Annotated in this window: 13 protein-coding genes; 8 read left to right on the top strand and 5 right to left on the bottom strand. The window is 72.5% G+C overall.

Going from position 1 to position 17686, the window contains the following annotated elements:
- Positions 1-61 precede the first annotated feature (61 nt).
- The 3 genes from HHX30_RS02605 to HHX30_RS02595 all read left to right on the top strand — a co-directional run bounded on the left by HHX30_RS02605 (position 62) and on the right by HHX30_RS02595 (position 3981).
- Positions 62-2152 (top strand): DUF6421 family protein, encoded by a 2091-nt coding sequence (locus tag HHX30_RS02605; protein ID WP_169978919.1) that lies wholly within the window; start codon positions 62-64, stop codon positions 2150-2152.
- Positions 2153-2175: 23 nt separating this feature from the next.
- On the top strand, positions 2176-2829 hold the full coding sequence (locus tag HHX30_RS02600; RefSeq protein ID WP_169978917.1) for an SDR family NAD(P)-dependent oxidoreductase: 654 nt from the start codon (positions 2176-2178) through the stop codon (positions 2827-2829).
- Positions 2830-2907: 78 nt separating this feature from the next.
- On the top strand, positions 2908-3981 hold the full coding sequence (locus HHX30_RS02595; RefSeq protein ID WP_311922047.1) for a low specificity L-threonine aldolase: 1074 nt from the start codon (positions 2908-2910) through the stop codon (positions 3979-3981).
- 26 nt (positions 3982-4007) lie between these two features.
- Here HHX30_RS02595 and HHX30_RS02590 read toward each other — a convergent pair whose 3' ends face one another.
- A complete protein-coding gene (locus HHX30_RS02590; protein WP_169978915.1) occupies positions 4008-4901 on the bottom strand; it encodes an AraC family transcriptional regulator in 894 nt (297 codons plus the stop codon).
- 89 nt (positions 4902-4990) lie between these two features.
- Here HHX30_RS02590 and HHX30_RS02585 point away from each other — a divergent pair, with 89 nt between their 5' ends.
- On the top strand, positions 4991-5839 hold the full coding sequence (locus HHX30_RS02585) for an alpha/beta fold hydrolase (RefSeq protein WP_169978913.1): 849 nt from the start codon (positions 4991-4993) through the stop codon (positions 5837-5839).
- Positions 5840-5887: 48 nt separating this feature from the next.
- Here HHX30_RS02585 and HHX30_RS02580 read toward each other — a convergent pair whose 3' ends face one another.
- Entirely contained in the window at positions 5888-6556 is a 669-nt protein-coding gene (locus HHX30_RS02580; protein ID WP_169978911.1) for a DUF305 domain-containing protein, read from the bottom strand.
- Positions 6557-6662: 106 nt separating this feature from the next.
- On the opposite strand from HHX30_RS02580, the gene HHX30_RS02575 reads away from it, so the two are divergent.
- Positions 6663-7346 carry a DUF3105 domain-containing protein gene (locus tag HHX30_RS02575; RefSeq protein ID WP_169978909.1) on the top strand — a complete coding sequence of 228 codons (684 nt, stop codon included), beginning with the start codon at positions 6663-6665 and terminating at the stop codon, positions 7344-7346.
- Between the two features lie 16 nt (positions 7347-7362).
- Here HHX30_RS02575 and ald read toward each other — a convergent pair whose 3' ends face one another.
- On the bottom strand, positions 7363-8481 hold the full coding sequence (gene ald, locus HHX30_RS02570) for an alanine dehydrogenase (RefSeq protein ID WP_169978907.1): 1119 nt from the start codon (positions 8479-8481) through the stop codon (positions 7363-7365).
- A gap of 176 nt (positions 8482-8657) precedes the next feature.
- Between ald and HHX30_RS02565 the strand changes: the two genes are divergently transcribed.
- Positions 8658-10085 carry a SecDF P1 head subdomain-containing protein gene (locus tag HHX30_RS02565; protein WP_396703279.1) on the top strand — a complete coding sequence of 476 codons (1428 nt, stop codon included), beginning with the start codon at positions 8658-8660 and terminating at the stop codon, positions 10083-10085.
- Positions 10086-10217: 132 nt separating this feature from the next.
- Positions 10218-10880: a hypothetical protein gene (locus HHX30_RS02560; protein WP_169978903.1), complete on the top strand. Its 663-nt coding sequence runs from the start codon at positions 10218-10220 to the stop codon at positions 10878-10880.
- Here HHX30_RS02560 and HHX30_RS02555 read toward each other — a convergent pair.
- A complete protein-coding gene (locus HHX30_RS02555; protein ID WP_169978901.1) occupies positions 10865-13138 on the bottom strand; it encodes a molybdopterin cofactor-binding domain-containing protein in 2274 nt (757 codons plus the stop codon). The genes HHX30_RS02560 and HHX30_RS02555 overlap by 16 nt on opposite strands.
- A gap of 106 nt (positions 13139-13244) precedes the next feature.
- Between HHX30_RS02555 and HHX30_RS02550 the strand changes: the two genes are divergently transcribed.
- Positions 13245-14768 (top strand): PucR family transcriptional regulator, encoded by a 1524-nt coding sequence (locus HHX30_RS02550; protein ID WP_169978898.1) that lies wholly within the window; start codon positions 13245-13247, stop codon positions 14766-14768.
- Here the strand turns inward: HHX30_RS02550 and HHX30_RS02545 are convergent.
- Positions 14765-17668, bottom strand: coding sequence for a BTAD domain-containing putative transcriptional regulator (locus HHX30_RS02545; protein ID WP_169978896.1), 2904 nt, complete (start codon positions 17666-17668; stop codon positions 14765-14767). The genes HHX30_RS02550 and HHX30_RS02545 overlap by 4 nt on opposite strands.
- Positions 17669-17686: the final 18 nt, after the last annotated feature.

Here is a 17686-nt window from a genome sequence, read left to right as displayed (position 1 = left end):
GCCACAGAGCGAGGTATGTGTATATTTTCCTGAAGATGGCTAACACTACGGGAGATTTTTCATGAAGGCGTTCCCGGCGGTCTTGTTCGACGAGGCGCACAGCGAGGCGTGGACGATCCGGCGAGAGGTCGCCGAGGCCATGAATCCCGCCCATCCCGACGACAACAGCTACGCCGAGGCGGCCGAGGCGCTGCGGCGGCTCGGTCACACGGTGCGCGCGCACACCGAGGGCCCGGTCACCCCGGACGTGCTGGCCGGGTGTGACGTCTTCGTGATCGCGCACCCCTCGGCCGGGCGCTGGGAGCGCACCACCGGGGTCGGCAGCCCCGTCTTCACCGCCGAGGAGATCGACGCCGTCGAGGCGTACGTCGCGGACGGCGGCGGGCTGATCGTGCTGGCCGAGCACGAGCAGGACAAGTACGGCAGCAACCTGGCCGGCCTGCTCGCCCGGTTCGGGGTCACGGTGGAGCACACCACCGTGCAGGACCCGGGAAACTGCCACAACACGGTGGCCACTTGGGTCCTCGGCGTCCCCTCGGCGCAGGCCGTGCCCGGGCAGGGCGGCGTGGCCCAGGACCTGCTGGCGCAGGTGCGCCGGGCGTGTTTCTACCGCGCGGGCGCGCTCGGCGTGCCGGCCGGGGCGAGCGTCCTGTTCGAGACCTCCGCGTCCGCCGACCCCGCGTCCGCCCCGCTCGTCGCCGCCGTACGGCACGGCAGGGGGCGCGTGGTCGTCCTGGCCGACTCCGACCTGTTCGGCGACGACTCGATCCGCGACTACGACCACGAGAAGCTGTGGGGCAACCTGGTCACCTGGGCCGCCCGCGTGCCCGAGGCGTCCGGCGCCGCCCAGGCGTCCCGCCCCGAGGTGGCGGAGGAGTTCGCCCGGCTGAAGGCCGCCGTCGAGCGGCTGCGCCCGCTCCAGGCCAAGGACGGCTCCGTCACCGGCGACCACGACGAGGCCGTGGCGTGCATCAGCGAGATCGTCGACGGCATCGCCCGGCTCGCGCCGCACTTCCCGCACGACGCCGAGTATCTCGACGCGGTCATGAGGGATTTCCGCGCGTGGGTGGCGGCCGGGCTCGGCAAGCCGGACTTCCTCGACTCGCTGAACGTCTTCCACCCCGACGCCCAGCGGATCGACGGACTGGAGCACCTGGTCGTCTTCCCGATGTACACGCAGAACGGCAACCCCGACCGCAACGTCGAGGCGGTCTGGATCCGGGTCGTGTGGCCCGAGTGGCTCGCCGCGCTGGAGGCGGGCGGCTACGACAACCCGATGTTCGTGCCGATCACGTTCGTCGACTTCACCTCCGGCTACGACACCAACTCGGCCGTGCTGTTCCCCGAGACCGTGGTCGTCCGCCAGACCCCGCCGCGCTTCACCTGGGGCGGCATCTTCTGCGACCGCGAGGCGGCCCGGTTCCGCCGGGTCAGCGAGGCCGCCGCGGCCACGCTGAAGCTGGAGCTCCCGCCGGACGCCGCGCGGCTGCTGGCGTCCCAGGACCTCGCCCAGGACACGTTCGTGCTGTGGGACCTCGTCCACGACCGCACGCACAGCCACGGCGACCTGCCGTTCGACCCGTTCATGATCAAGCAGCGCATGCCGTACTGGCTCTACAGCCTGGAGGAGCTGCGCTGCGACCTCACGGCGTACGGCGAGGCCGTGAAGCTGGAGGCGGCGGGCGTGCCGCACGCGCGGTACGTGCAGTACGCCATCCTGTTCGACCGCCTGTTCCGCTTCCCGATCACCGGTGACCGGGTGCGCAACTACGACGGGCTCGGCGGCCAGCTGCTGTTCGCCTACCTGCACCGGCAGGGCATCGTGCGGTGGACCGACAACCGGCTCACGATCGACTGGTCGCGGGTCGCCGACGGCGTCGCCGACCTGCGCGGCGAGGTGGAGAAGCTCTACCGCGACGGCATCGACCGGTCCAAGCGCGCGCACTGGCTCGCCGCGCACGAGCTGGTCGCGACCTACGTCGAGCCCGACCCGGCTTCGGCGTGGAAGCAGGGCGTCCAGGCGCTGCCCACGGAGCAGAAGGCCATGGTCGACGCCGTGCTGCCCGACGAGTTCCCCCTGAGCATGTTCTACGAGGCCCTGCGCCGTAAGCTCACCGACGTGGTGGAGTCGACCCGGGGCATCCGGGCGTGAGCGCGGATCTGGAGGGACGTGCGATGAGCAGGGTGATCGTGGTCACGGGGGCGGGCGGCCCGGCCGGCCGCGCCGTCGCCGGGAAGTTCGCCGAGCTCGGGGACACGGTCATCGGCGTGGACAAGTCCGGCGCCGAGGGGTGTCTGGCCGTCGACCTGCTCGACCGGGACGCGGTGCGCGGCCTGGCCGAGCGGGTGCGGGCCGAGCACGGCCGGGTGGACGGCGTCGTCCACCTGGTCGGCGGCTGGCGGGGGTCGAAGACCTTCGCCGACACCTCGCTCGGCGACTGGGACCTGCTGCACGACCTGCTGATCAGGACCCTGCAGAACGTGTCGCTGGAGTTCGAGCCGCTGCTGCGGGCGAGCGGGAACGGGCGCTTCGTGATCGTCTCGGCGCGGGCGGCCCAGAGGCCCACGCAGGGCGGCGCGGCGTACGCCGCCGCCAAGGCCGCCGCCGAGGCGTGGACGCTGTCGCTGGCCGACGCGCTGAAGGACACCTCCGCCGCCGCGGTGGTCCTGGTGGTCAACGCGCTGGTGCACGATGAGATGAGGGCCGCGAACCCCGACAAGCCATACCGGACCTTCACCGACGTGAAGGACCTGGCGGCGGCGGTCGCGGGCCTGTGGGATGAGGAGCCGGCGGCGGTCAACGGCCGCAGGATCGACCTCACACCCTGATCTACGCTGCTGATCCGGACCCGCGGCCGGCCCTGTGGAGCCGGCCGCGGGTCCGAACCGCGACTGGGGAGACATCTCGTGACAACCGATGCCGTACGGCGGCATGACCCGGCGAGCCGGACGTTCGCCAGCGACAACTACGCGGGGGTGCACCCCGAGATCCTGGAGGCGATCGCCCTCGCCAACGGGGGACACCAGATTTCCTACGGCGACGACGTCTACACCGAGGCGGTCCGTGGCGTCTTCCGCGGGCACTTCGGCGAGCAGGCCGAGATCTTCCCCGTGTTCAACGGCACGGCGGCCAACGTCGTGTCGCTGCGCTCGATGTGCGCCCACTGGGAGGCCGTGGTCTGCCCCGAGACCGCGCACATCAACACCGACGAGGGCGGCGCCCCCGAGGTCACCGGCGGCCTGAAGCTGCTGCCGGTCGCCACCCCGGACGGCAAGCTCACGCCGGACCTGATCGACCGGCAGGCCTGGGGCTTCGGCGACGTGCACCGCGCGCAGCCGCGGGTGGTGTCGATCTCCAACGCGACCGAGCTCGGCACGCTGTACACGCCGGCCGAGATCAGGGCGATCTGCGACCACGCCCACGAGCTGGGGATGTTCGTCCACCTCGACGGGTCGCGGATCACCAACGCCGCCGCCGCGCTCGACGTGCCGCTGCGCGCCCTGACCACGGACGCGGGGGTCGACGTGCTGTCGTTCGGCGGCACCAAGATCGGGCTGCTGCTGGGCGAGGCCGTCGTCGTGCTGAACCCGGCGGCGTCGCGGGGCCTGCCGTACCTGCGCAAGACGAGCATGCAGCTCGCCTCCAAGATGCGCTTCGTGTCGGTGCAGTTCGAGGCCCTGCTCGGGGGCGACCTGTGGCTGCGCAACGCCCGCCAGGCCAACGCCATGGCCCGGCGGCTCGCGGACGCCGTACGGGACCTGCCCGGGGTGAGCGTGCCCCGCCCGGTCGAGGCCAACGCGGTCTTCGCGGTCCTGCCGGCCGACGTGGCCGACCGGCTGCGCAAGCGGTTCCGGTTCTACAACTGGAACGAGCAGGTCGGCGGGGGAATGGTCGAGGTTCGGTGGATGTGCGCCTTCGACACCACCGAGGCCGACGTGGACGCGTTCGCCGCGGCGCTGGCCGAGGAACTGCGCGCCTAGCTCGACCCGCGGCCGTCGTCCCGTCGTCAGCCCGGACGACTCACGGTGATCGACGGCGGCCGCACCCTGTGCTGCTTCCCGGAGGGAGCCTCCCTGCCGGGCCATGCGATGTCGTCGACCGCGAGAAACGGCTCGCCCGCCACGCATCCCGGGGTCACCCCGATGAACTCCATGACGTCTCGATGCAGGTGGGACTGGTCGGCGTAGCCGGCCTCCACCGCGACTCGGGCCGCGCTGCCACCCCCGACCAGGCGGTGGGCGGCGTGGTCGAAGCGGACCAGCTTCGCCGCGCGCTTGGGCGGCAGGCCGATCTGCGAGTGGAATCGGGACCACAGGCGCTTACGGCTCCAGCCGAGTTCAGCGGCCAGCCGGTCCACCCGGACCAGGCCGCGGCCTGCGACGATTCGGCTCCAGGCCCAGGCCACCTCCGGGTCCGCCGGCGGCCCCGCCGCATGCCAGCGGGCGAGCAGCGCGCCGGTCAACGCGAAGCGGTCCTCCCAGGAGGAGACATCGGCCAGCCGCTCACGGATCTGTGCCGCCTCCCGGCCCCACAGGTCGCCGAGGGCCACCACGGCGCCGTCGAGGTCACCGGGGGAGATGCCCAAAATCGCGCGTGCGATGACCGGAGACAGGCGCACCTGCACGCACTCGACGTTCTCACCCCGTGCCCAGGCCGCGCCTCCTGACCCGAGTCCGGGCCCGGCGACGAGACTTCCCCGCTGCCGCCGCCCGCCGGCGTAGTCCACGACGGGCGAACCGGCGCCGAACTCCAGCAGCAGCGTCACGGCGGGGTGCGGGACCATCCGGAGCGCGTCCAGGTCGCCGACGCGGAACCCGGCCATGGTGACACCGGCCACCCGGCTGGGCCGTCGCGGGCAGGCGACGTCCCACACGGCCTCACCGTGCACGAATGTCGACACGGCCGCCAGGCTATGCGAGCACCGAACCGATATGCGGGCGGGGAACATTCGTCCAAGACGCCGGCGTCCGGCGGCGGCGACAGTGGCGCATGACTGTTTCCGACGGCAACCGGCATGTGGAAGACGAGACCACCGCGAGTTCGACGCTGTCCCTGGACGACGGCGACATCCATGTGTGCCAGGACGGCCCCCGCCACGCCCCGGCACTCCTGCTGATCCACGGGTCCGCCTCCTCGACCCGCTCGTGGGACTCTTTGGTCCCGCTGCTGACCGGATCGCATCGCGTCATCCGGATCGACCTGCTCGGGCACGGCCGGTCGGCCAAACCGGCCGGCCCGAGCTACGCGCTCCCGGACCAGGGGCGCCGGGTCGGCGTGGCACTGGACCGGCTCGGCGTCGAGCGCGCGATCGTGGCCGGTCATTCCAGCGGGGGCGCGGTCGCCACCGCTGTCGCCGAGCAGCGGCCCGACCTGGTGACCGCGCTCGCGCTCATCAACACCGGACCCGGCATGGACGCCTTCATCGCACCGGAGTCAGCCGCGATCGCACCGTCGCAATGGCCGCCGGACGACGAGCGGATCCGCCGGTTCGCGAGCTCCGGCTTCAGCCGCGAGGGCTACGAGATCCCACAGGAGCTTCTGGACGAGGTGCGCCTCATGACCTACCACACGCTCACCGCGACGATGGGGGCCACCCGCGACTACCTGGAGCGACAGGCGCTCCCGGATCGGCTGAAGGCCCTCGGCAAGCCGCTACTGGTGATCTTCGGTGAGGACGACCGCAGATGGCGATCCTCGTCCGCCGCCGACTACCGTACGGTTCCGGGTGCGAAGATCGAGATGCTGCCCGGTCTCGGGCACTCGCCCATACTCGAGGACCCGCCGCGGACCGCGGCCTGCCTGCTGGCCTTCACCGCGATCCACGCCGCGCGGGACTGACAACCCGGTCTTCGTCACCCCCGCCGACGGCGGACCGGACGCGGAGGGTCACGGCGCGGGGAGCGGCTGGGCTCCCCGCTTGGCCAGCAGGTCCTTCATCGTGCGGATCTCGGCGTTCTGGCCGTCCACGACGTGCTGGGCGAGCGCGCGCACCTCGTCGCGGTCCGACAACCTGAGCAGGCCCTCGGCCATCTCCACGCCGCCCTGGTGGTGGCGGATCATGAGCTGGAGGAAGAGGACCTCGGCGTCCCTGCCCGTGGCCTGGCGGAGCCGGTTCATCTCCTCCTCCGTCGCCATGCCGGGCATCGTCCCGGCCGGCGTGGTGGCGGAGGAGGCCGCCCCGCCGTGCCCGTGGCCGGCCATCCAGGCCATCGCGGGGCGGCCGGAGCTCTGGTCCAGGTCCCACTGCTGGAGCCAGCCCATGAAAATTCCACGCTGCGTGCTCTGCGTCGTGATGATGTCGTACGCCAGGCTGCGCAGCGGCTCGTCGGAGGTCTTGTCCCTGAGGACGAAGGACATCTCCACCGCCTGGGCGTGGTGGACTCCCATGTCCCTGGCGAAACCGGCCTCGGGGGAGGTGTCCCCCGGCGTTCCGGACCTGGTGAGGAACACCACGAGCGCCGCCACCGCGAGGAGGACGGCGACCAGCCCGAGGGCGGAAAGGGAACGCCGGACCGGGGGAGCGGTCTCCACCGGAGCGTCGATGTCAGTGCTCATCGCCCACAGGCTACTCGCCGCCGCCCTCGCTCTGCCCGAAGCGATACCTTTAGCCACTATTCTCCATACGCAGCGGGGGTGTAAGTGATCTGCGGATGGAGGAGCGATGACCAAGGAGAAGACGCAGGCGAGGCGTGAGCACCTCGCCCGTATGCGCGCCGAGCAGAAGCGCAAGGAGCGGCGCGCCGCGCTTCTCATGTGGGGTATAGGCGGCCTCGTGATCGTCGTCCTTGTCGCCCTCGTCGCCGTGTACGTGGTCAAGGACCGCTCGGCCAAGTCGCTCGACGCGGTGAAGACCTACACCTACAAGGGTTCCGACCACTCGTGGACCAAGGTCTCCTACAAGGAGAACCCGCCCGTCGGCGGCCCGCACAACTACTACTGGCAGAACTGCGGCATCTACGACAAGCCGATCCACAACGAGCATGGTGTCCACTCCCTGGAGCACGGCGCGGTGTGGATCACCTACAGCCCCGACCTGCCCAAGGCCGAGGTGGACAAGCTGAAGACCATCGCCTCCGCGGACTACATGCTGCTGAGCCCCTACCCGGGCCTGCCGTCCAAGATCGCGGCCAGCTCCTGGAACCACCAGGTCACGCTGGACTCCGCGGACGACCCCCGCCTCACGCAGTTCGTGAAGAAGTACAAGCAGAACCCGACCAGCACCCCCGAGTACGGCGCGTCCTGCACGGGCGGCATCGGCACCACCTCGGAGCAGCCGCTCCCGCCGGAGCCGTCGGCGTCGGGCAACCCGCAGGAGCCGATGCCGAGCGCGGCGCCTTCCAACTGAGGTCCCCCGGCAGACGTCAGGGGACCAGCACGCGGTCCACGGGCACGGCTTCAAGCCCGTGGGCCTCGGCCACCGGACGGCTCGTGAGATGGCCCTGGTGAGTGCTCAGCCCGAGGGCGAGCGCGGGGTCGGCGGTCAGCGCCTCGCGCCAGCCCATGTCCGCGATCGCCAGCGCGTACGGCAGGGTGACGTTGGTCAGCGCGTACGTCGAGGTGTGCGGCACCGCCCCCGGCATGTTGGCCACGCAGTAGAACACCGAGCCGTGCACGCGGTAGACCGGGTCGGCGTGCGTGGTCGGGCGTGAGTCCTCGAAGCAGCCGCCCTGGTCGATGGAGATGTCCACGAGCACCGACCCCGGCTTCATCCGGGAGACGAGGTCGTTGCTCACCAGGGTCGGCGCCTTGGCGCCCGGCACGAGCACCGCGCCGATCACCATGTCCGCGTCCACCACCGCCCGCTCGATCTCGTACGCGTTGGACGCCACGGTCTGGCAGCCGCCCCGGTAGAGGAGGTCGGCGTGGCGCAACCGGTCGACGTCGCGGTCCAGCAGCAGCACCTGGGCCCGCATGCCCATGGCGACCGCGGCGGCGTTCATGCCCGACACGCCGGCGCCGATCACCGCCACCTTGGCCGGGTAGGTGCCGGGGACGCCGCTCATCAGCACTCCGCGGCCGCCGCCCTGGCGCATGAGATGGTAGGCGCCCACCTGCGGCGCGAGCCGTCCGGCGACCTCCGACATGGGAGCGAGCAGCGGCAGCGTGCGGTCGGGTTTCTGCACCGTCTCGTACGCGATGCCGGTCACGCCCGAGTCCAGCATGGCCCGGGTGCACGGCTCCGAGGCGGCCAGGTGGAGATAGGTGAACAGCACCTGGCCCTTGCGCATCCGGTGATACTCGTCCTGCACCGGTTCCTTGACCTTCAGGATCAGGTCGCCCTCGCCCCACACCTCGTCCGCCGTGCCGAGGATGACGGCCCCGGCGGCGGCGAAGTCCTCGTCGGGGATCGCCGACCCCTGTCCCGCGCCCTTCTCGACGAAGACCCGGTGACCCTTGCGGACGAACTCGTTGACCCCCGCGGGTGTGAGCGCGACCCGGTATTCGTGCGTCTTGATCTCTCGGGGAACTCCCACCTTCATGTCTTCACTGTCTGCTCTCGGCCTTCGCATGGCATCGGGCAACGGGCAACCATTTGGCGGGTATTGGTGACAAATTGTCAGTAAGAGAGCGGGTTTAGCGTTCCACGGCCGGTCGGTTACCCGCGGTTGACAGACCTCGGTAGGCTCTGCGAGCGGTGTAAGGGATCGAGGTGGGAATGCACAACGCGCCCGTGCCGGGGAACGAGGAGCCCGGCCCGTGGCCCGGCGGCCTGACATCGGGAGCCGAGACGGCACCCATGCCGAAGCCGGTCGGCCCCGAGGCCCGCGGCGGCGCGCCCGGCGAGTACGACTGGTTCGGCGGCCCCGGGGCCACGGGAGAGACGTCCGTCCTGCCCGCCGCCGATGGTGGGGGACAGGACGACACGCTGACCGGGCCCGTCCGCGTGCCCGGTGACCCGCTCCGTGACCCGCTGCCCGGGGCCGGAGGTGTGCCGGGTGACCCTAGTGGCGCCGGCCGGTTCGACGACCCGCTCGGCGTGCCTCCTGTGCCTTATGAGTCCGTCGATCCCCTGGGCGTGGGCGGTGTGCCCGTCGAGCCGGTCAATCCCCTCGGCGTGCCCGATGACCCGCTTCGTCACCCGCTGCCCGGGCCCGGAGGTGTGCCGGGTGAGCCTGACGGCGCCGGCCGGTTCGACGACCCGCTCGGCCTGCCCGGACCCGATGGCGTTCCCGGGGCCCCGCCCGCTCCCGCTCTGGCCGGTGAGCCGGTGGAGCCTGTCGCGCCCGACATGCCCGGAGTGCCCGGCGCCCCGGCCGTGGACGGGACGGAAGGGCCGGTTGACGGGGCGGTTGACGTGCCTCCCGCCCCGGCCGGCCCTGCGGAGCCGAGGGCGGCCAGGGGGACCACGATCGCCCTCGTCGTCGCCCTCGTGCTGGTGGTCGTCATGTCCGGCGCCCTCGGCGCCGTCGCCGTGATGATGACCCGCAACCCGGACGCCCCGCCGCTCAAGCAGACATCCGTACGCACCCTGCTGACGCCCGTGCACTTCGCTCCGGTCACCGGGGTGGGTCCTGCGCCGTGCACCGGGACGGACGCGATCCCGGACGACAAGGGCGGTTCCTGCTACCAGCTCGACCCGGGGGTCACGGTCACGACCGTGCAGAAGATCGAGGAGGTGCCGGAGAACGACGGCACCTACTCGATCCGGCTCGTGCTGTCCCCCTCCAGCCAGGAGCAGATCGCCGCGCTCACCCGCGAGACGGTCAAGCAGCAACTCGCCGTCGTGGTGGGGGAGAAGGTGGTGGCCGCCCCGCGGGTCGCCCAGGAGATCACCCAGGACAGCCTCGGCATCTCGGGCTTCGACAAGGCGCAGGCCGACGCGATCATGGCGCTGCTGACCGGCTCCGCCCCCGCGGGACAGCAGCCGAACCCGGCCGCCTCGCCCTCCGCCGCCGACGCCGGGCAGCCGGGTGGCACACAGCCGGACGGCACCCAGCAGGGCGGTACGCAGCCCGGTGGCGGGACCCAACCGGATGGCACCCAGCAGGGCGGGACCCAGCCGGATGGCACCCAGCAGGGCGGCACGCAGCCCGGTGGCACGCAGCAGGGCGGGGGCCAGCCCAGCATCGAGCAGTTCCAGTGAGTTCACCCCTGGGGGACCGGCTCCCCCGGGGGCGGCGCTTCGGGCGACCAGCCGGAGCGGAAGCCGGAGTGGAAGCCCGCGTGCAAGCAGGGGGCAATCCGGGTGCAAGGAGATTCCTCTAACGTACGGCGTGTGTCAGCACCATGGTTGCGAGGCGCGGCCGCCACGGCCGTGACCGCCGCGTTCCTGCTCCCCGCCTCCCTGCTCGCCGCGGCCCCGGCGCTCGCGCACGGCGCCCAGGCCCCCACCCAGGCCAAGCCCGCACCGGCGACGGTCGCCAAGCAGTTGTTCCGCGCCTGGCTGCGCGCCGACCGCCACGCGGCCTCCCGGGTCGCCACCGCTGGCGCGGTCTCCACGCTCTTCTCCTATCCCTACCGGGCCCCGGACGAGTTCGCGGGCTGTTCGGGCAACTCCTGCCGGTTCGTCCACACCAGCGTGCGCGTACCGGGCGGGCTCGGCGGCCTCCTGATGATCGTGTCCGGCGCGAAGGTCACGAAGGTGTACGAGTCGCGCCACCTCGTGAAGCCGTCAGCCGCCGCCGGGTACCTGTTCGACGCCTGGCGCAAGCACGACCGCAACCGAGGCCTGGAGATCGCCTCGACCACGGCCGTCAGGACGCTCTTCCGGGCCAAGTACGACCCGAAGGGCGTGAAGTACTTCTTCCAGGGCTGCAGCTCGGAGCCCAAGGGCCACAGCTGCGCCTACTCCTACGAGGGCGGCGCCATGTTCATGCACGTACGCGGCTCGAAGAGCCGCGGCTACGAGGTGACCTCCATCGGCTACGTCGCCGACTGAGCGCCGGCCGCGGCGGTCGGCGCGAGCGCGATGTCCTCGGGCCGGATCGGGACACGGGGGAGATCCAGCCCGGTCGCGGCCCTGACCGCCGCGGCCACCGCGGGGGTCGACGAGAGCGTGGGCGGCTCGCCCGCGCCCCGCAGGCCGTACGGCGCGTGGGGGTCGGGGTTCTCCAGGACCGACAAGCGCATCGGCGGCATGTCGAGGATGGTGGGGATCAGATAGTCGGTGAACGAGGGGTTGAGCACCCGCCCGTCCCTGACCTGGATCTCCTCCATCAGCGCCAGGCCCAGGCCCTGCGCGGAGCCGCCGTGGATCTGCCCCTCCAGGGCCAGGGGGTTGAGGATCTTCCCGACGTCCTGCACGGCGGCCAGCTCGACGACCTTGACCAGGCCCAGCTCGGCGTCGACATCGACCACCGCCCGGTGCACGCACAGCGCGAGCTGCGTGTGGGAGTCGCCCTGGCCCGTGACCGGGTCCATCGGGAACGTGGGCCGGTGACGGTACTCCCGTGTCTCCTCGACCGGCCCGAACCGCTCCAGCACCTCCTCCAGGGACAGGTCCGGATGGGCCGCCCGCAGTGCGTCGAGCCGCGCCCGCACCGCCTCGCACGCCGTCTTGACCGCCCCGCCGGTGACGTACGACTGGCGGGATGCCGAGGAGGACCCGGCGGAGCCGACCGCGGTGTCGGCCGGGGCGACCGTGACCCTGCCGATCCCGAGCTCCGTACGCGCGATCTGGGCCTGGACGGTGACGAGCCCCTGGCCCACCTCGGCGGCGGCGGTGTGCACGAGCACGTGCGGCTCGTCCCCGGCGAGCTCGACGCGCACCCGTGCCGTCGAGTAGTCGTCGAAACCCTCGGAGAAACAGATGTTCTTGATGCCGACGCCGTAGCCCACGCCGCGCCGCACGCCCTCGCCGTGCGTCGTCTGCGCGACGCCGCCCGGCAGGAGGCGCAGGTCGGGCTCGCCGCGCGGGCCCGCGGGCAGGGGCATCGCGGCCAGTTCCGCGAGCATGTCCGCCAGCGGCGCCGGGCTGTCGACGACCTGCCCGGTGGCCAGGCGCGACCCCTGCGACACCGCGTTGCGGACGCGGATCTCGACCGGCGACAGCCCGCAGGCCGCGGCCAGGCGGTCCATCTGGGACTCGTAGGCGTAGCAGGCCTGCACCGCCCCGAACCCTCGCATCGCCCCGCAGGGCGGGTTGTTCGTGTAGACGCCGTACGCGTCGATCCACACGTTGCCCACCTCGTACGGCCCGACGCCCAGCGAGGCGGCGTTGCCGACCACGGCGGGGGTGGTCGAGCAGTAGGCGCCGCCGTCGAGCAGGATCTCGGCCTTCACGTAGACGAGCCGTCCGTCGGCCGTCGCGCCGTGCTCGTAGCGCATGCGGGCGGGATGCCGGTGGACGTGGCCGAAGAACGACTCCTCCCGGCCGTACACCATCTTGACCGGGCGGCCCGTCCGCAGCGCCAGCATCGAGGCGTGGACCTGCATAGACAGATCCTCCCTGGCGCCGAACGCGCCGCCGACCCCGGCGAGAGTCAGCCGCACCTTGTCCTTCGGCAGGCCCAGGCACGGCGCCACCTGGTCCTGGTCGACGTGCAGCCACTGGGTGGCGACGAACAGGTCCACGCCGCCGTCCTCGGCGGGCACGGCAAGGCCCGACTCGGGCCCGAGGAACGCCTGGTCCTGCATGCCGACCTCGTACTCGCCGGTGACGACCACCTCGGCCTCGAAGGTGCCCCCCACCCTGACCGGCTGGTGCCGTACGAGGTTGCCACCCGGATGGACGGCGGGGCAGGAGGGGTCGAAGGCGGCCCGGCGGGGATCGGTCACCGCTTCGCGCTCCTCGTAGTCCACGACGATCGCGGCGGCGGCGCGGCGGGCGGTCTCCGGATGGTCGGCGGCCACGATCGCCACGGGCTCGCCCTGGTAGCGGACCTGGTCGACGGCGAGCACCGGCTGGTCGCGGAGCTCCAGCCCGTAGAACTTCTCGCCGGGCACGTCCTCGTGGGTCAGCACGGCGAAGACGCCGGGCATCGCGAGCGCGGGGCCGGTGTCGATCGAGCGGATCACCGCGGACGGGTGCGGGCTGCGCAGCGTCGCGCCCCAGAGCATGCCCTCCAGCCACAGGTCCGAGGAGTAGGCGAACTCTCCGGCCACTTTCAGCGTGCCGTCGGGGCGCGGCACGCTCTCGCCGAGGCCCGAAAGCCGCCCGCTCCCCGTCGCCGTCTCAGTCGTCGCGCGCCGCTCCATCGTCGTAGTACAGCAACCGGGCACGGGCGGGGCCTATCGGCGCGGCGATGAAACCCGGCGACGGCCGGGGTCGATGCTTGTATATATCTCCAAATACGCTTCTGTCGTGCTGTTGCAAGATCTGCTCGCCGCCCCGGAACTGCGGCTCGCCCTGCTCACGGGCGACGAGCGGCTGGACCGCGAGATCAAGGGCGTGCTCATCACCGACCTGCCCGATCCCCGGCGGTACCTGTCGGGCGGCGAGCTGGTGCTGACCGGCCTGATGTGGCGCCAGTCGCCCGCCGACTCCGCCCGGTTCGTGGAGGCCCTGGCCGAGGCCGGAGTGGCCGCGCTCGGCGCCGGCGACGCGCGGCTCGGCATGGTGCCGGACGACTTGGTGGACGCCTGCCGCGCGCACGGGCTGCCGCTGTTCGCAGTGCCCGTCGAGGTGTCGTTCGGGGCGGTCACCGAGCTCGTCGGCAGGCGCGTCGCCGCCGCCCAGGCGGGTGACCTGCGGGGCGCGCTCGGGCGGCACCGCAGGATCGTCGCGGCCGTGGCCGAAGGGGCCGGGCTCGGCGAGCTGTTCGCCTTGGTCGAGGCCGAGCTCGGCGTCACGGCCGCCGTCGTCTCCGCCTGCGGCACCGTCGTCGCGGGCGCCCTGCCCGAGGAGCGGGCCGTACGGCTGGCGCGCGACTACCTGGCCGCCGTCCGCCTGCCCGTCGTCGTCGACCGCGGCGGGCCGTTCACGGTGTTCGCCGTGGACCGCTCGCACCGGGCCGCCGGCTGGGCCCTGGTCTGCCGGGGCGAGATCGACGTGGAGATCGGCTACGAGCTGGCGGCGTGCGTCGCCATGGAGCGGACCCGGGCGGAGGAGGGCCGCCGGGTGGAGCGCCGGCTGGCCGAGCAGCTCATCGCGCTGGCCTGCGCGGGCGGCGACCTCGCCGAGCTGTCGGCCCGGCTGCGGACCTGCGGCATCGACCCGGCCGAGCCGTACGCCGTGGTGACCGTCACGGCGAGCAGGCGCGGGGCGACGGACGGCCCGGACCCCGCCCTGCTGGGCGGGCAGGTGACGGAGGAACTGCTGGACCGCCGGGTGGTGGCCGCGGCGGGCGCCGACGCGTCGGTGGCGCTGGTCCCGCTGCGCGACGACACCCTCTGGGGCGACCGCGACGCGCTCGCGGCGCTGCTGCGCGCCCGTACGGCGGTGCTCGCCGGCGGGCTGCCGGGAATCCGGGTGTCGGCCGGGGTGAGCGGCGCGCTGACCGGGCCGCAGGCCATCCGGGGCGGGGTGGATGAGGCGGGCCACGCCCTGCGGATGGCCGAGGCGCGCGGCGGGGGAGTGGTCACCAGCGACGAGATCTACACGCACGCGCTGCTGCTGGCGACCGTGCCCGGCGACGTGCGCTCCTCGTTCGCCGGGCGGCTGCTGGGACCGCTGTTCGACTACGACCGGCGGCACGGCGCCGAGCTGGTGCGCACGCTCGGCGCCTTCCTCGACTGCACAGGTTCGTGGAACGCCTGCGCGGAACGGCTGCACGTCCACGTCAACACGGTGCGCTACCGGATCAGGCGCGTGGAGGAGCTGACGGGCAAGGACCTGTCGTCCATGGCCGATCGGGTCGACCTGTTCCTCGCCCTGCGCGCCGGCTAGCCACTCCCGCCCAGGTCAGCCGTCTCCGGCGGCGGCGTGCCCGCGTCGAGCAGGGCCAGCTCCTCGCGGGCGAAGCCCATCGTGTAGGCGGCGCCATACTTCTCCGCCACGGCGAGGGCCTCCAGCAGGTACTCGCGGGCCTTGTCGAAGGCGCCTTTGAGCCGCTCGGCGCGCCCCAAGGGGGCCAGGCACCGCAGCTCCATGACGCGGTGATGTCTCTCCCTGCTCAGGGTGAGAGCCTTCCGGTAGACGATCGCCGCGGACCAGGGGTCGTTCTGCTTCTCGTGCACCTCGGCCAGGCCGAGCAGCGCCTCTCCCATGTGCATGGGGTCCCCTGCCTGTTTCGCGAGGCCATCGAGCTCGCGCCACGTCGCTCTGGCCTCCGCCACGTGGCCGAGACCGAGCTGCGCCGTGCCGATGCCCGTGAGAGCATGCCGTTCGCCCACCGCCGCCCCGATCTTCCTGGCGATGCGAAGCTGCTCCCACGCCGACGCCAGGGCTTCTTCGTACCGGTGCAGTGCGTTGAGCACCACACAGAGATTGCCCAGGGCCCTCATGCGCGCGAAGGAATCCCCGGCGGTGCGGCGAAGGTCCACCTCGGCACGCTGGTGGACGAGCGCCTCCTCGTTGCGTCCCGCCGGGCCCAGCCCCATGGCGATGTATCCGTGCGCGAGGGCCGAGATCTCCGGGTCCGCGAGGCGCTCACCTACTTCGAGTGCCTGACGGCCGAGGGGCTGGATGTCGTTGCGGTGTCCGATGAAGGTGAAGGGCCATTGACAGGAGAAGCCGAGATGGGCGCCGGAGCGCGCGAGGGAGGGATTGCGCGACGCCGTCGCCTGGGCCGCCACGGCGAGGATGTTGGGGCGTTCACGCTCCAGCCACGCGGACGCGTCCGCGCCGTCGGTCAGAGCGAACGGCTCACGCTCGGCGAACTCGTGCGGGGGATGCACCCGATGAGGGTCGATCAGTTTCATCGTGAGGCGCGCGGTCGTGCCGTACAGGCCGAGCACGCGGTCGAGCGCGTCGTCACGGTCACGCTCGCTCAGGCGCCGCTCGGCCAGTTCCATGGCGAAGAGCCGCACCAGGTCATGGAGGCGGAACCGGCCCTGCTCACCGGGTTCGGCCAGATTCGCCCGCATCAGGCGGGCCACGGCTCGCTCCGCCGCGTCCCGCGGCGTGTCGAGAAGGGCCGCCACGACCTCGGCTGTGGCGTCCGGTGTGCGCAGGACGCCCAGATGACACAGGGCCGCGGCCGCCGCCCGGTCGAGCTCGTGCCCGCTCCCCGCCAGCACGTCGTGACTGAGCTGGAGGCTGGCGCGCACGGCGAGGTCGCCCGACTCCAGCTCGTGCAGCGCCCGCCGTTCGTCCCGCAGCCGCGAGTTGAGATCGGACACAGGCGTGTAGCGGCTCTCCGAGAGGCGCGCGGCCGCCAGGCGGAGGGCGAGGGGCAGCCCGCCGCAGAGGTCCACGAGCTCGGTGGCGGCGGCAGGGTCGGCGGCGACCCGCTCGGCGCCGATCAGTTTCGCCAGCATGGCGACCGACTCCGACCTCTGCATCCTGCCGAGGACGAGCTGCACACAGTCGTCGGCCACAGCGAACGACTCCCGGCTCGTGACGAGCAGGGCGTTCCCGGCCGGCAGGCCCAGCAGAGGGCGGACCTGCTCCGGGCCGGACGCGTCGTCCAGCACGATCAGCGTGTGCCGGCCCACCAGGCGGTCCCTGAGCATGGTCGCGGCCTCGTCCGGGTCGGACGGGACCGCCTCCGGGTGCACGCCGAGGCTCCGCAGCAGCCTCCCGAGCAGGTCGAGGGGGTTGAGCCGTACGACTCCCGGCGTCGCCCCGAGCATGTTCAGGTACAGCTGGCCGTCCGGATAGTGATCGCTCACCGTGTGGGCGGCGCGTACGGCGAGGGTCGACTTCCCCGCTCCCGCCGTGCCGGTGACGGCCACCACCGCCTGCGGGTCGCTTCCGTCCCAGGGCGCGAGCAGCGCGCGCAGGCGCACCACCGTGTCCGTCCGCCCCACGAAGACCTGCGGATCGCGCGGGAGCTGACGCGGCCGGACGACCTCCGCGGGAGCGGCGACAGGCGTGGGGGACGGCGACGCATCGAGAGAGGGGTCCGCGCGCAGAATCAGCTCGTACGCCCGCCGCAGGGACTCGCCCGGATCGACGCCGAGCCGTTCGGCGAGCAGACGCCTGGCGTCGTGGAAGACCTCCAGCGACTCCGCCTGCCGTCCGCAGCGGTAGAGCGCGAGCATCTGCAGTTCCCGGGCCCGCTCCCGCAGCGGGGCCTCCGCGGTCAGCCCGACGAGAGCGTCGAGCGACTCCTGGCGCCGGCCCAGCCGCAGCAGCGCGTCGGCCTGGTCCTCCCGGGCCGTCAGCCGCATGCCCTCCAGCCGGGCCTGCTCCGCCTCGCAGAAAGGGCCGGGAAGGCCGCCCAGGGCGGGGCCCGCCCACAGTCCCAGCGCGGCCTGCAGTTCGCGCAGCCAATCGCCGAGGTCCTCCTTGCCCTGGTAGCGGCGAGCCTCCGCTAGGCGCTGCTCGAACTCCTCGGCGTCGGTACGGCACGCGGAGCGTGCCAGGCTGTAGCCGCTCGCGGAGTGGGTGAGCAGCCTGAACGGCCCACGCCTGCCTTGGTCCGGTTCGAGTAGCCTCCTCAGCCCGGCCACGTACGTGTAGACGCTCTGCTCGGCCGTCTTCGGGGCGGCGCCGCCCCACAGATCGTCGATGAGCTGTTCCTTCGGGACGATCCGCCCGGCCCTGGCGGCGAGCACGCACAGGGCGGCCCGCTGCAACGGCGGCCCCAGGTTCACCTGCCGGTCGTCCAGCCACGCGACCACCGGTCCGAGGACCCGGAGGCGGAGACCGGCCTGCCGCGCACCGAATCCGTCTCTCGCCATGAGCGTCCCTCCTTCGTG

It is taken from the genome of Microbispora sp. H10836, from assembly GCF_012999525.1.
In the GTDB taxonomy this organism is placed as follows: Bacteria; Actinomycetota; Actinomycetes; order Streptosporangiales; family Streptosporangiaceae; genus Microbispora.
The sequence above is the reverse complement of the archived record's forward strand: the minus strand, read 5'-3'. Positions and strand labels throughout refer to the sequence as shown.